Raw genomic sequence first — 12,357 nt, forward strand, 5'->3', positions numbered from 1 at the left:
GAACTAAAAATCAATGCGCGAACAGTCCAGCGATCGCGGCTGCCTGCGGATGCGCGTAGATCAGGATCAGGGCGACAACGAGTGCGTAAATACACAGAGACTCGATCATGGCCAGACCGATCAGCATGGTCACGGTGACTTTACCAGAAGATTCGGGATTGCGAGCGATACCTTCAACGGCGGACTTGAGGCCCATGCCCTGTCCAATACCACAACCGAAGGCTGCGATGGCAATACCAAAACCAGCTGCTGTCACACACGCGATGAAGAACTGCAATGCTTGAGCTTCCATATCCTTAACTACCTCCTATTAAAAGATTGTTAATTAGGGCTTCTTCCAGTTACCCCAAACCAGTTAAACAATAGTTGACGCGGCTGATGTGGCGTCAACGCTATTCCAGCAGATTGCATCCATCAATGGGCGTGTTCCATGGCGCCGGAGAAGTAAATGATGGAAAGCAGAAAGAAAACAAATCCCTGTACAAAGGCCACGAAGATACCCAGGGCCATGATCGGCAGCGGTGCGAAAAAGGCGCCGGCCAGACCGAAAAGGATGGCCAAAACGATTTCGTGTCCCATCATGTTTCCGAAAAGACGGAAGGAGAGGGAGAGAATACGTGCCAGATGCCCGATGATTTCAATGACGAAAATCAACGGTGCCATCCACCATACCGGCCCCATGAAGTGTTTGACATACTTGACACCGTGATACTTGACGCCGATGACATGAGTAAACACGACAACCACCAGTGCACAAGACATGGTCGTGTTGAGGTTGGCGGTGGGCGGGAAAAAACCGGGAACGATTCCAATCAGGTTGCCGATAAAAATGTAAAGAAAAATCGTCGCCCCGAGGGGAAACAGCCAGCGGGCCTCTTCACCAGCAGTCTCGACCATGAATTCTTCAATTCCCGAGACAATGACTTCGAACAGGTTCTGGGCTTTTCCCGGAATCAGGGAGATGGTTTTCGTGGCCAGGGCTCCAGCAATGATCAGAATCGCCATGAGAACCCAGGAGTAGACCACATGGGTATAGGTGTGGGCGAAATGCCCCAGCCCGATCGCTTCAAAAATCTTGACGAAAAATAGATAGGGATGCTCCATCCTTAAACCGCCTCCTTGAAAATTAGTTTTTTAAGCTCAACCATGGTGGCCAGGGTGATGCTGGCCACCACAACGGATAGACCGATAAACAAGCCAATGGGATTCACCACCTGTTGGCGGATGAGAAAAAAAATAATCACACCGCTGATGATAAAACGGATGTAATATTTAACCAAAACCGCGTTGGGTGAAGCCAACCGCTTGGGCTGAAGTGCCTTTTTCAGAGTCCTGGCCAATAAATGAAAATTGACGGTCACGATCAGACCGCCAAAAATCAGCCCGCGGGCAAAAGATGGGGAAGTCGCCAGAAGTCCCAGCAGGCTGATCGATACCAGCAACACCCAGTTGGACCGCGTAACAAAGGTAAGCAAACGCTGTTGAATATTTACTGTGGGTGTTTTTTGATCAGTACAGGTCACAGTTTACGACTCTTTTTGATTGCCAGGCCAATGTTGCGGTATCCGGCGACGATCCCCAACCCTAAAAAAATCAGTGTCAACCAGGGGCTTGTGCCAAAACGTCGATCCAGATACACCCCAATCGCCAGTCCGATAAAGATGGCAAAAGATAGCGAGAGCCCCACACTCGAATAGTAGGCCAGTTCTCGCATCGACTTTCTTGTTTCTTTTTTCATGGGATTCGACCTTTTTCCGAAGGTTTAATAACATTCGGATCAGGTCTTGATCAGAATGTGTGCATCTACCACAGCCGTTTTTTGAAGTCAATCTCAAATTGGATATATATCGGTTTCTGTTACCATTCCAGTCGATGGGCATCGAAAACCGGTCCGTCCATGCACACATGCCGGTAGCGCGCATCGTCACCTTTCACCTTGACCGCGCACCCCAGGCAGGCGCCCATCCCGCAAGCCATCATGGCCTCGATGGAAACCTGACAGGCAACGCCATGAGTTTGGGCAATGGCGGTCACCGCTTTGAGCATGGGCAGCGGTCCGCAGGCACAGACCAGGTCGGCAGGGCCGCGTGCCAGGGCCCGCTCAAGGCTTTGGGTGACCACCCCGTGATGCCCCTGGCTGCCGTCATCGGTGGAGATGTCCAGCAAGAATCCGGGCAGGTCGAATTCACTGATACATACAAGATCGTCCTTGGTCCGGCCGCCGACAAACACCACGCATCGATCCAGGGCCCCGTCCTGGTCCAGCATCGACTGCGCCAGAAACCGGATCGGTGGGACCCCCACCCCGCCGGCAACAAGGATCAGATGACGGCAGGTATCGGGTACCAGAAAGGCATTGCCCAGGGGGCCGATGACGGAAAGCCGCTCGCCGGTCTGACACACCGACAGTTGCCGCGTCCCCTTGCCCACGACTTTGTAGAGAATTTCAATGCCGGTCACTCGCCCCTTGTCCCGGATCAGGCCCAGCAGGGAAAAGGGCCGACGCAGCAGGGGATTGACCCGGTCGCCAATGCGCAGCATGATGAACTGTCCGGGTTTGGCGGTATCGAATCCGCGGTCGCAGGTCAGCCCCAGGCGATAATAACCGGGCGCCGCCGGCTGGTTCCAGAGGATGGTGGTGTTTTGGACAATCATTGTGATTCGTTCCTTATTTCATCATGCCGATCAGCGCGACAAACCGTCCTGTTTGTTGCCGGGCACGGTAGGAGTAAAACAGATGCGGATTGCAGCGCGTACAGATGCCGGCGTTGTAAATACGGGCGTTGCCAAGACCGGCGGCGATCAGTTGATGCTGACTGATGCGCCAGAAGTCGAAGTGGTGCGCTGCCACGCGAAACGGCCACAGGGACGGCGGGATTTCATCATTGTAGTTGACGAACTCGGCACAGCAAGGTCCCAATGACGGTCCAATGGCGGCCACCATATCACCGGGATCGCAGCCCCATTGGTCGACCATGCGCTTTACGGTCAAGCCGAGGATGTCGGCCGTACTGCCCCGCCATCCGCAATGCACGTTGGCCACCACGCGCCGACGGGGATCGACAATCATTACCGCCTGGCAGTCGGCAGTCTGGATCAGCAAAAAAATGCCCGGCACATCCGTAATCATGGCATCGGCGGATCCGGGCAGGACCGTTATCGTCTGCGGGCCAGGCAACACCTCACCGGTGATGACATGGATGGACGTTCCGTGATTCTGGCGGGCATACAGATGCACACCACCGCAGGTCAATGTCTGTAAACGCTTCCGGTTGGCCATAACGGACCGCGGGGCATCCCCGACGCCGTCGCTCAAATTAAACCCTGCATAGGGCCAGGCGCTCTCCCCCCCCTGACGGGTGGTCACCGCATGCCAGAGCCCTGGACAGCGATTCAGCGCCTCGAACTGGAAGTATAGATGATTCTGATGGGTTATCAAATGCACGGAAGCACCTTTGCGTCAAACCGCCCGAGCCAGCGTCAAGACATCCACCCGGCGGGCACCATCGTTGATAAGGGTCCGCGCACACGCATCGGCCGTGGCCCCCGTGGTCAGAACATCATCCACCAGCAACACTCGCCGGCCGGCACTTTGTCCGGGACGGCGGACGGAAAAGGCCCTGCGGATATTGATCTGCCGCTGACGCCGGTCCAGTCCGGTCTGGGGCGTTGTCGCCCGATGGCGGACCAATAGATCACGCACGATCACCGCCTCACCGGAAAGTTGCCAGCCGGCAATCAGCAGATAGGACTGGTTGAATCCCCGGCGCCGAAAGCGTTTGCGGTGCAAGGGAACCGGTGCGATCAGATCAATATCGCCAGGGTGCCAGTACTGCCGAAAGGTTTGCCATAACAGACCGCCCAGTGGTGCGGCCAGTTGCACCATGGCGTTGAACTTCAAGGCCTGGATGGCGCTGCGCAGGCTCTGATCATAGATGCCGGTCGCCCGGGCCCGGGTAAATGCGCCGGGCGTTTGCAAACAATGGCCGCACAGGTGATCCGCACCTTCACGGCTACCAAAAACAACGCCGCAGCGGGTGCACAACGGTGAGGTCACGGCCGTGTATTGCCGGCGGCAATGGGGGCAGAAATACGGCGCCAGGGCAGTGGCCGGATCTGCGGCCGTTGCCCTATTGATTGTCCCCCGGTGGAAAAGAAGCCCGCAACCCAGGCATTTACCCGGGAAAAGGGCTTCGACCAGACTGGCCAGCCAGCGCTGGACTTCCATTGGCATGGATGGTTGGCCCAAGCGCACAGGCGCGTTATTTCATCTGCTGGGCGATGGCCTCGGCAAACACCGAGCACTTGACTTCCTCGGCACCGTCAATCTGGCGGGCCAGATCATAGGTCACCCGGAGGGCCTTGATAGCCGCCTGAATCGCGTCGCGCACAGCCTTGCCGGCCTCCTTCCAGCCCATGTAGTCGAGCATCATGGCACCGGAAAGAATCAATGAGCCGGGATTGACCTTGTCCATACCGGTGTATTTGGGGGCCGTGCCGTGGGTGGCTTCGAACACCGCGCAGGTATCGCCGATATTGGCCCCCGGCGCCATGCCCAATCCGCCCACCTGCGCGGCCAGAGCATCGGAAATATAGTCGCCGTTGAGATTCGGTGTGGCGATCACCCCGTATTCGTCGGGCCTGAGCAGCACCTGCTGGAACAGCATATCGGCAATCCGATCCTTGATGACCACTTTGCCCGCAGGAATGTTGCCGTCGTATTGATCGTAGAGCTGGCTTTCCGTGATCGTCTGATCACCAAAGCGCTCCTTGGCCACTTCATAACCCCAGGTGGCAAAGGCCCCTTCGGTAAATTTCATGATGTTGCCCTTGTGCATCAGGGTCACGCTGGGAAATCCGTTGTCCAGGGCATGCGTGATGGCGCTGGCCACCAGTCGCTTGGTATTGCCCGGACTGATGGGTTTGACGCCAATACCGGACAACGGCGGCAGGGCTACGCCCATCTTGGATTTGAAAAAGTCGGCCACGGCCTCGGCCTCATCCGTTCCTGAGGCCCACTCGATCCCCGCGTAGAGGTCCTCGGTGTTCTCGCGAAACACCACCATGTTGATTTTCTCAGGATTCTTCATGGGGCTGGGAACCGTTTCGATGTAGCGCACCGGACGCACGCACGCATACAAATCCAGTTTTTGGCGAATGGCCACGTTGAGGCTGCGGATGCCCTTGCCGATGGGGGTGGTCAAGGGGCCTTTGATGGCCACAATATGGTCTTGGATGGTTTTCAGCGCTTCATCGGGCAGATAATTGCCGGTCTGGGCGTACCCCTTTTCTCCCACGGGCAACTCCAGCCAGTCGATCTTGCGCGTCCCGCCATATTGGCTTTTCACGGCAGCCTCAATCACCAGCTGACTCGCCCGCCAGATATCGGGCCCGATTCCATCGCCTTCGATAAACGGAATAATCGGACAATCAGGCACATTGAGGCTGCCGTCGCTATTTTTGGTTATTTTTTCTGGGTTTGCCATGGATCGAACCTCCTGCGAAATCTATCTTTTATTGTAGGTCTATCGCACCGAATCTTCGTTGTCGTTGTCGTAATCGTCTTTTCCGTTTTTCGATTACGAAAACGATAACCGCTTCGCTGACAACGATAACGATTCACAAACGCAGAGCCTCATCGTTTTGCTGCAGCTCCGTCTCCTTCTTACTCAAACTGTTTCTTTGGTCAGCGGTGGCGTTTGAATCTGTCATTGTCCGTCCCCACCCCGCTGCCGAAAGGCCTCGTAAAGCACGACGGCAGCCGCCGCCGATGCGTTAAGCGAGTCCACGCGCCCTTTCAAGGGAATCGAGATCAGGTAGTCGCAATGCTGCCGGACCAGGGGGCGAATGCCTTTTTCCTCACCGCCCACCACCAACGCCAGGGGGCCTTTTAAATCCGCCTCAAAAACGGATTGGCTGGCCTGCGCCGCCAGCCCCGCCACCCATATGCCCTGTTTTTTCAACCACTGGATGCTACCGGCCAGGTTGGTCACCCGGCACAGCCGCGTATGTTCCAGGGCACCGGCGGACGCCTTGGAAACCGCCGGTGTCGCGCCAGCGGCACGATCCTTGGGGATCACCAGGCCGCTTGCCCCCGCACAATGGGCCGAACGGACGATGGCCCCCAGATTGTTGGGATCCTTGATGCTGTCCAAAAGCATCAACAGACACTGTTTTCGCTCGGCATCATTGCGGCCAACGATGGACGCGAGTTCATCCGTGGGCAAGGCCGACACCACGGCAGCCACCCCCTGGTGCTGGTCCGTGCCGCAGGCCGCCCGAAGCTGTTGCACGGTAACAACGTTAAGGGGAATCTGCTGCTGCTCGGCCAGGTGGGCCAGCTGTGCCTGACGATCGGAAAGGTTCCGGCGATCCACCATCAGCTGATGAATGGTCCGTCGCCGGGCGATCAACGCCTCCATTACCGGATGAAACCCGTACAGGTACTCCCGGGTGTTGAAAGACGGTCCCTGTCGCCTGGCACGCGCGGCCATATCAATCCGCCCCGCCCTTTAAAATGGCAATAAAATGTTCAATGGCAACGTCCAACGCATCGTTGACCACCACATGTTGATACCAATCTTTGCTGGCGATCTCGCTGGCGGCATTTTTCAACCGCTTTTCGATCACGCTGGCGGCGTCCTGCCCACGGGCAACCAGACGCTCGCGCAGCACGTCCATGGACGGGGCCATGATAAAGATGGTCACCGCAGAAGGATAACGCTTGAGAATTTGCCGGGCTCCTTGGACATCAATGTCCAAAAGCACATCTTGCCCCAGTTCCAGATGCCGGTCGATAAACCGGGCCGAGGTGCCATAATAATGATCGTGAACCTTGGCCCACTCCGCCCACTGTTCATCCTCAATGCCCTGGCGAAACTGGGCCTCACTCAGGAAAAAGTAGTCCTGGCCTTCTTGTTCGCCGGGCCGGGGAGCACGGGTGGTGGAGCTGATCGAATAAACCAGTTCGGGTAGATGGGCGCGCGCAGCTTTGCACAAGGTGGTTTTACCGGCGCCCGAAGGGGCCGACACCACGAACAAACGACCGCTGGAAGATGAAGATGGAGTAGTCGGATCGAAAGGCATCGTGTCTGTCCTCAATAACTATGATTTTTCCGCGTTGAGGTCCTCAAACCGCTGAGCAATGGTTTCAAATTGAATGGCGGACAGAACCACATGATTGCTGTCCATAATAATCACGGCGCGGGTACGGCGACCCTGGGTGGCATCCACAAGCAGCTGTTTTTCACGTGCTTCATCCTTTAGGCGCTTCATGGGTGAAGAACTAGGTGAAACAATGGCCACCACACGTTCGGCCACCACCGTGTTACCGAAACCGATGTTGAGCAGTTTTTTTTGCATGCCTTTCCCTTTTTTTTATTCCACATTTTGGATTTGTTCACGCAATTTTTCCAGCTCCGATTTTACGGCCACGATGGTGTGAGCCATGGTTGCCTTGCCGCATTTGGACCCCATGGTGTTGAACTCACGGTTGAATTCCTGGAGCAGAAAATTAAGCGGTCGGCCGGCCGGTCGATCGTCGTCCATCAATGCCTTGAACTGCTTGATATGACTTCGGGCCCGCACAATCTCCTCGGAAATATCGCTTCGATCGGCCAATAGTGCCGCCTCCTGGGCGATGCGGGCCTGATCGATCTCGACCATCCCATGGGTCAGTGCTTCGATACGTTCCACCAGCCGCTGCCGGTAAAGGTCGGGGACTTGGGCGGCCTGATCGCTAATCTGTTCCAGCATCGCCTCGATGGCATCCAGGCGCATGGCAAAATCCTGCGCCAGATTGGCACCCTCGGTGCATCGCATGGTATTCAAATCGCTTAGCGCCGTCTGTAAACAGGGCTGCACCTGTCGCCACACCTGATCCGCATCCTTTTCCGCTTCCACGGCCTGGATGATCCCTCCGCTGGCAAGGACCATCTCAAGGCGTATCGGCTCTGCGATTCCCAAAGCCTTGTTCAGGGCCACCAGCGTTTCATGATAGGCTCGGGCACGAGGCAGGTTGGCCTCGAATTGGTTGCCGGCCTCGGAATCATCCTGGATATGCACCCGGATTTCAATGCGTCCACGGGCAACACTATCGGCAATAAAGGTTTTGATCCGCTCTTCGAGCATCTCGTAACCGTGGGTCAATTTCAGGGCCACATCCAGATGCCGGCTGTTGTACGACCGCACCTCGACACGAATCGTAAACGGTGCACACTGATGTTCGGTCCGGGCATAGGCAGTCATGCTTTTGATCATACAAACTCCCATTTGTTAACGATCGTCCATCGAATCACGCAGGCGATGATGGGTCCGATCGATTCTTCGTTTTTTTCAACTCTACCATATACTTATTTCGAACCAGGGTTAAAAAGTCAATCAGACGGCGATCGGCATAGTCGGGATAGGTCCATGGCAGGGTGCGAAATGCCCCTTTCTGGTAAATCAGGGTTAGGTCCGCATAGACCCCCTCACCGATGTAAATCCGATGGGTGAAGTTCTTGCCCGTGGCCAGGACCAACCGTTCGGGCAACAGGTATCCCGGATCGATATTGACCTGACGCCCACCGCCGCGTTGATATTTTATCTCCAGTTCGTTGGTGATATGTTTGACGGCAACCAATCGGGTTTGCTGGACATGCTTTCGGAACACCATCAGCCGGCGATACAATGGTGCGCCCATTTCCTTTTCATAGTAGCTGGTAAAATCGAATTTCAACCAGGGACTAATGGTTTCCACCGGCCCCAGGCGCATGCTCAGATCCCGGGCAACGTCCGCGGCCAGTGACTTTTCTTTGAGAAAAAAACCCACGATGAGCTTGGCTGGTTTGGGGGGCTGGGGAATGCTCATGAATCTATTCCAAAGGTTTGGCCTCTTCTATCAACATAATGGGAATATCGTCCCGAATTTCGTATACCAATCGACAGGCTTCACAAACCAAGCCGTCTTTTTTCTCGTTCAGGTGGATTTCTCCCTTGCACTGCGGGCAGGCAAGGATATCCAACAGTTCCTGGTTGATTGCCATCGTTCGCTCCTTTTTTTGTTTCAGTGTCCCTGTTCACCCAATTTTCGGGCAATGGCGGTGGTGCTGTGGCCTTCCAGGATGTCGACCAGGCAGACCTTTCCGCCGTAAGCCTCCACGGTTTGCCTGCCCACCACATCTTCAATGCGGTAGTCGGCCCCTTTCACCAGAATGTCCGGCCGAAGCTGGTCGATCAGATGCAACGGCGTATCCTCGTCAAAAAAAACCACCATATCGACATCCTCAAGAGCGCTTAAAATAGCAGCGCGGTCCGCCCCCCGCAGGATCGGACGCTGGGGTCCTTTCAGGCGCCGAATGGAGGCATCCGTGTTCAACCCCACAATCAAGCGATCACCCAGATGGCGCGCCTGATGCAAAAGGCTGACATGGCCGGGATGCAATAAATCAAAACATCCGTTGGTAAATACGATCCGCTGCTCTGTCTGGCGCCACCGTGAAAGCCGGGCCGCGGCCTCCTGAAGGTCGGCCACCTTCCACAAGCCGGAGGCCTGCGACGGTTGCCGGGACGCGTCAAGATCCCGTTCCAGTTCGGTCCAGCGTACCGGTTGGGTGCCCACTTTGCCCACCACGATACCGGCGGCGGTATTGGCCACACCCGCCGCATCGACAAACGGCAGCCCTGCGGCAACGCAAGCGGCCATGGTGGCGATAACGGTGTCGCCGGCACCGGACACATCGAACACTTCCCTGGCCTGGGCGGCGATCATGACCGGATTGAAGTCATCCCCGAAAAGGGCCATGCCTCGCGGCCCGCGTGTGACCAGCAGCCAGGCAAGGGCCAAGTCTCGGCGACAATCCCGGGCCAGAGCAATCAAATCGGCTTCATTGGCAAGCCCTTTGCCGACGGCCAATTCCAGTTCCGCGGTATTGGGGGTGATGCAGCTCGCCCCCTGGTAACGCTGCCAATCGACCCCTTTGGGATCGACAAACACCGGAATCCCCGCCTTGGCGCACATCTTGATGACGGCCTGCACAAAACGCTGGTCATGGAACATGCCTTTGCCATAGTCCGAAAGCACCACCGCCTGGACGGACGGCAAGCGATCGTGGATGACGCTCAGCATACGACCGGCCGTCGCTTCATCGATGGGCCGGCCATCCTCTTCATCAAGCCGTACCACCTGCTGCTTGTCCGCCATAATGCGCGTCTTGGTGATGGTGGCCCGGCCGGTATCATCCAGGCCATGATCCGTGATCCCAAACTCGTCCAAGAGACCGCCCAGCCGATCTGCGGCCGCATCCCGTCCGACCAGCCCAAGCAGGTCCACCCGGCATCCCAGTCCGGAAAGGTTGGCGGCAACATTGCCGCTACCGCCCAAGGCATAGGTTTTCTCGTTGACCTTGACGATGGGCACGGGGGCTTCCGGTGAAATGCGGCGAACCTTGCCCCAATAATAGCAGTCCAGCATCAGGTCCCCCACCACCAGTACCGTGGTGCGGGCCAGGCGCGGTCCCAAATCAGGATAGCGGACAGCGGTTGTCATTACCGATCCTTTTCGCGGGCAAGCAAACCGTTTTCAATCTGCCATGCCCAATAGTGCAGGATAAAAATATGGGCCTCCTGAATCCTTGCCGTTACCGAATCGTCCACAATGATCGCCTTATCCACCAGATCCTTCAGCGTCCCGCCGTCCCGGCCCAGCAGACCGACACTTTGCATGCCGAGGTCACGGGCGCACTCCACGGCGCGGACCACATTGGGCGACTGGCCTGAGGTGGAAATCCCCACCAACACATCACCGGGCCGACCGAGTCCGTCGACCTGGCGGGCAAACACCTCCGGGTAGCCATAATCGTTGCCCACGGCAGTCAGAATTGACGTATCCGTGGACAGGGCGATCGCCGGATAGGCCCGCCGATCCCGTTCAAAGCGGCCGATAATCTCAGCGGCAAAATGTTGGGCATCACCGGCACTGCCACCGTTGCCGCAAATCAGCAGTTTTCCACCGCCGAGCAGGCAATTCAGAAGCGTGGCGCCGGTTTTCTCAATCGCCTCATCAAGGAATCTCAAGCGCTCAAGGCAACGAATATGATCGTCGATCATGGTTTTCAGCATTGGTTTTGTCTTTCCCAATTGGATGCATAATCAGATTCAACAAACCGTAAAAGTGACGCTAATTAGCACATTTATGGCGGTTTTGCAGCCCTTTTCTTGTGGTCACCCCAGACCTTTGGCAGCTTCGTAAATCGCCACGGCAAGCAGCGGAATCATGATTTCATGATGACCGGTAATCGCAATTCCCCGGCCGCCAAGAAGCACGGGCCGCTGAACCACGTTGACACCGGGACGATAATGCTGAAGCATGTCAAAATTGGCCGTGGTGATGTCGCGCACCGGGTGTCCCAGGTTACGGGCCACGGCCAGGGCCTTTAACAACACCTCCGGCATAATCACCGCACTGCCAAGGTTCAGGACCACCCCACCGCCGCCCAGATTTGCGACGCTGGCGGCAAATATTCGAAAATCCCGCAAGGATGCCTCGCCGATTGCCGCACCGCTGGCGGTGGGGTGCTGGTGGACAATATCGGTGCCCATGGCCACATGCAGGGTGTAGGGAATCTTTAACTTGTAGGCATGAGCGATCAATGCCCGCCCAACATGCGGAGAATTTTCTTCGAGCAGCATCGCGCCCACCGCTTCGCCAAAGCCCTCCTTGCCGGCCGCAGCGCGCCTGGCCGCATCATTGACGAGCAGGGCGGTATCGGCAGCCATGCCAAATGATCCGTCGCCAAGCTGTGCCGCCACATCCTCCGATGTGTGGCCGAAACGGGCCAGTTCCGTATCGTGAATGGCCGCCGCCCCATTGGAGGCCAGATGGGTAATGAACCCGTCGGCGGCCAGCCCGGCCAGCACCGGCGCACAGCCGGTTTTGATCACATGGCCGCCGAGCATGACAATGACCGGCTTGCGGTTTTGTCTGGCCTGAGCCACAGCGCCGGCCACAGCCTTGAGGTCATCGGCCTTCAAGACACAGGGAAGCGCCGCCAGCCATTCGGATAGTCGCATCCCGGCTCGCATGGGCTTGCCTTCAAGTGCCGTGGTAACCTTGGAGGCCCGCGTTGATGCCTGATAGGTGGTTAAGGAGGTTAGATCGATTTCTTCGTAGGGCACGCACTTCTTCCTTTTAGGTATAAGTTAATGAACTTTTTTGTTATAACCCGCCATGAACAAAATTGGCAATGCCTAAGGCTGGATACAGCAATTGTAATTATGCCATGTCGAATTTTTCGATTACGATTACGAGAACCGCATAGCTTAAGCACGACCGACGGGCATCGGCGTTTTTTCGTGCTCGTGCTCGTAATCGTAATC

Annotated in this window: 17 protein-coding genes; all 17 read right to left on the reverse strand. The window is 56.6% G+C overall.

Features of this window, described 5'->3' with window-relative positions; genetic code table 11:
- Nucleotides 1–10: 10 nt before the first annotated feature.
- The 17 genes from atpE to Dvar_RS29775 all read right to left on the reverse strand — a co-directional run bounded on the left by atpE (nt 11) and on the right by Dvar_RS29775 (nt 12,156).
- Nucleotides 11–292, reverse strand: a complete 282-nt coding sequence (gene atpE, locus Dvar_RS29695) for an ATP synthase F0 subunit C (RefSeq protein WP_419656746.1) — start codon at nt 290–292, stop codon at nt 11–13.
- Between the two features lie 122 nt (nt 293–414).
- Entirely contained in the window at nt 415–1,104 is a 690-nt protein-coding gene (atpB, locus tag Dvar_RS29700; RefSeq protein ID WP_419656747.1) for a F0F1 ATP synthase subunit A, read from the reverse strand.
- A gap of 2 nt (nt 1,105–1,106) precedes the next feature.
- The gene (locus Dvar_RS29705; RefSeq protein ID WP_419656748.1) at nt 1,107–1,523 is read right to left on the reverse strand and encodes an ATP synthase subunit I; all 417 of its coding nucleotides are present in this window, start codon (nt 1,521–1,523) and stop codon (nt 1,107–1,109) included.
- Nucleotides 1,520–1,738: an AtpZ/AtpI family protein gene (locus Dvar_RS29710; RefSeq protein ID WP_419656749.1), complete on the reverse strand. Its 219-nt coding sequence runs from the start codon at nt 1,736–1,738 to the stop codon at nt 1,520–1,522. Before Dvar_RS29710 ends, Dvar_RS29705 begins: the two co-directional genes overlap by 4 nt.
- 119 nt (nt 1,739–1,857) lie before the next feature.
- The gene (locus tag Dvar_RS29715) at nt 1,858–2,655 is read right to left on the reverse strand and encodes a dihydroorotate dehydrogenase electron transfer subunit (protein WP_419656750.1); all 798 of its coding nucleotides are present in this window, start codon (nt 2,653–2,655) and stop codon (nt 1,858–1,860) included.
- A 13-nt stretch (nt 2,656–2,668) separates the two neighbouring features.
- Nucleotides 2,669–3,445 (reverse strand): polyphenol oxidase family protein, encoded by a 777-nt coding sequence (locus Dvar_RS29720; protein ID WP_419656751.1) that lies wholly within the window; start codon nt 3,443–3,445, stop codon nt 2,669–2,671.
- A 15-nt stretch (nt 3,446–3,460) separates the two neighbouring features.
- Nucleotides 3,461–4,234 (reverse strand): double zinc ribbon domain-containing protein, encoded by a 774-nt coding sequence (locus Dvar_RS29725; protein ID WP_419656752.1) that lies wholly within the window; start codon nt 4,232–4,234, stop codon nt 3,461–3,463.
- Nucleotides 4,235–4,262: 28 nt separating this feature from the next.
- Nucleotides 4,263–5,507, reverse strand: a complete 1,245-nt coding sequence (gene icd, locus Dvar_RS29730) for an isocitrate dehydrogenase (NADP(+)) (protein WP_419664176.1) — start codon at nt 5,505–5,507, stop codon at nt 4,263–4,265.
- A 201-nt stretch (nt 5,508–5,708) separates the two neighbouring features.
- Nucleotides 5,709–6,494 carry a 23S rRNA (guanosine(2251)-2'-O)-methyltransferase RlmB gene (rlmB, locus tag Dvar_RS29735; RefSeq protein ID WP_419656753.1) on the reverse strand — a complete coding sequence of 262 codons (786 nt, stop codon included), beginning with the start codon at nt 6,492–6,494 and terminating at the stop codon, nt 5,709–5,711.
- A 1-nt stretch (nt 6,495) separates the two neighbouring features.
- Nucleotides 6,496–7,086 carry a guanylate kinase gene (gmk, locus tag Dvar_RS29740; RefSeq protein ID WP_419656754.1) on the reverse strand — a complete coding sequence of 197 codons (591 nt, stop codon included), beginning with the start codon at nt 7,084–7,086 and terminating at the stop codon, nt 6,496–6,498.
- A gap of 18 nt (nt 7,087–7,104) precedes the next feature.
- Nucleotides 7,105–7,362, reverse strand: a complete 258-nt coding sequence (locus tag Dvar_RS29745) for a DUF370 domain-containing protein (RefSeq protein ID WP_419656755.1) — start codon at nt 7,360–7,362, stop codon at nt 7,105–7,107.
- Between the two features lie 15 nt (nt 7,363–7,377).
- The gene (locus tag Dvar_RS29750) at nt 7,378–8,259 is read right to left on the reverse strand and encodes a YicC/YloC family endoribonuclease (protein ID WP_419656756.1); all 882 of its coding nucleotides are present in this window, start codon (nt 8,257–8,259) and stop codon (nt 7,378–7,380) included.
- Between the two features lie 34 nt (nt 8,260–8,293).
- A complete protein-coding gene (locus tag Dvar_RS29755; protein WP_419656757.1) occupies nt 8,294–8,851 on the reverse strand; it encodes a DUF4416 family protein in 558 nt (185 codons plus the stop codon).
- 4 nt (nt 8,852–8,855) lie between these two features.
- A complete protein-coding gene (locus Dvar_RS29760; RefSeq protein WP_419656758.1) occupies nt 8,856–9,026 on the reverse strand; it encodes a Trm112 family protein in 171 nt (56 codons plus the stop codon).
- 20 nt (nt 9,027–9,046) lie between these two features.
- Nucleotides 9,047–10,528, reverse strand: coding sequence for a bifunctional D-glycero-beta-D-manno-heptose-7-phosphate kinase/D-glycero-beta-D-manno-heptose 1-phosphate adenylyltransferase HldE (hldE, locus tag Dvar_RS29765; RefSeq protein WP_419656759.1), 1,482 nt, complete (start codon nt 10,526–10,528; stop codon nt 9,047–9,049).
- Nucleotides 10,528–11,100, reverse strand: a complete 573-nt coding sequence (locus tag Dvar_RS29770; RefSeq protein ID WP_419656760.1) for a D-sedoheptulose-7-phosphate isomerase — start codon at nt 11,098–11,100, stop codon at nt 10,528–10,530. The genes hldE and Dvar_RS29770 overlap by 1 nt, the downstream gene beginning before the upstream one ends.
- A 102-nt stretch (nt 11,101–11,202) precedes the next feature.
- On the reverse strand, nt 11,203–12,156 hold the full coding sequence (locus tag Dvar_RS29775) for a hypothetical protein (RefSeq protein WP_419656761.1): 954 nt from the start codon (nt 12,154–12,156) through the stop codon (nt 11,203–11,205).
- Between the last annotated feature and the right edge of the window lie 201 nt (nt 12,157–12,357).

The organism is Desulfosarcina variabilis str. Montpellier, from assembly GCF_048565275.1.
GTDB classification, from domain to species: Bacteria; Desulfobacterota; Desulfobacteria; order Desulfobacterales; family Desulfosarcinaceae; genus Desulfosarcina; species Desulfosarcina variabilis.

Bases quoted from the DNA above. Each gene is read 5' to 3' on its own strand.
- atpE (WP_419656746.1), bottom strand. From the start codon at position 292: ATGGAAGCTCAAGCATTGCAGTTCTTCATCGCGTGTGTGACAGCAGCT.
- atpB (WP_419656747.1), bottom strand. From the start codon at position 1,104: ATGGAGCATCCCTATCTATTTTTCGTCAAGATTTTTGAAGCGATCGGG.
- Dvar_RS29710 (WP_419656749.1), bottom strand. From the start codon at position 1,738: ATGAAAAAAGAAACAAGAAAGTCGATGCGAGAACTGGCCTACTATTCG.
- Dvar_RS29715 (WP_419656750.1), bottom strand. From the start codon at position 2,655: ATGATTGTCCAAAACACCACCATCCTCTGGAACCAGCCGGCGGCGCCC.
- Dvar_RS29725 (WP_419656752.1), bottom strand. From the start codon at position 4,234: ATGCCAATGGAAGTCCAGCGCTGGCTGGCCAGTCTGGTCGAAGCCCTT.
- rlmB (WP_419656753.1), bottom strand. From the start codon at position 6,494: ATGGCCGCGCGTGCCAGGCGACAGGGACCGTCTTTCAACACCCGGGAG.
- gmk (WP_419656754.1), bottom strand. From the start codon at position 7,086: ATGCCTTTCGATCCGACTACTCCATCTTCATCTTCCAGCGGTCGTTTG.
- Dvar_RS29745 (WP_419656755.1), bottom strand. From the start codon at position 7,362: ATGCAAAAAAAACTGCTCAACATCGGTTTCGGTAACACGGTGGTGGCC.
- Dvar_RS29750 (WP_419656756.1), bottom strand. From the start codon at position 8,259: ATGATCAAAAGCATGACTGCCTATGCCCGGACCGAACATCAGTGTGCA.
- Dvar_RS29755 (WP_419656757.1), bottom strand. From the start codon at position 8,851: ATGAGCATTCCCCAGCCCCCCAAACCAGCCAAGCTCATCGTGGGTTTT.
- Dvar_RS29760 (WP_419656758.1), bottom strand. From the start codon at position 9,026: ATGGCAATCAACCAGGAACTGTTGGATATCCTTGCCTGCCCGCAGTGC.
- hldE (WP_419656759.1), bottom strand. From the start codon at position 10,528: ATGACAACCGCTGTCCGCTATCCTGATTTGGGACCGCGCCTGGCCCGC.
- Dvar_RS29770 (WP_419656760.1), bottom strand. From the start codon at position 11,100: ATGCTGAAAACCATGATCGACGATCATATTCGTTGCCTTGAGCGCTTG.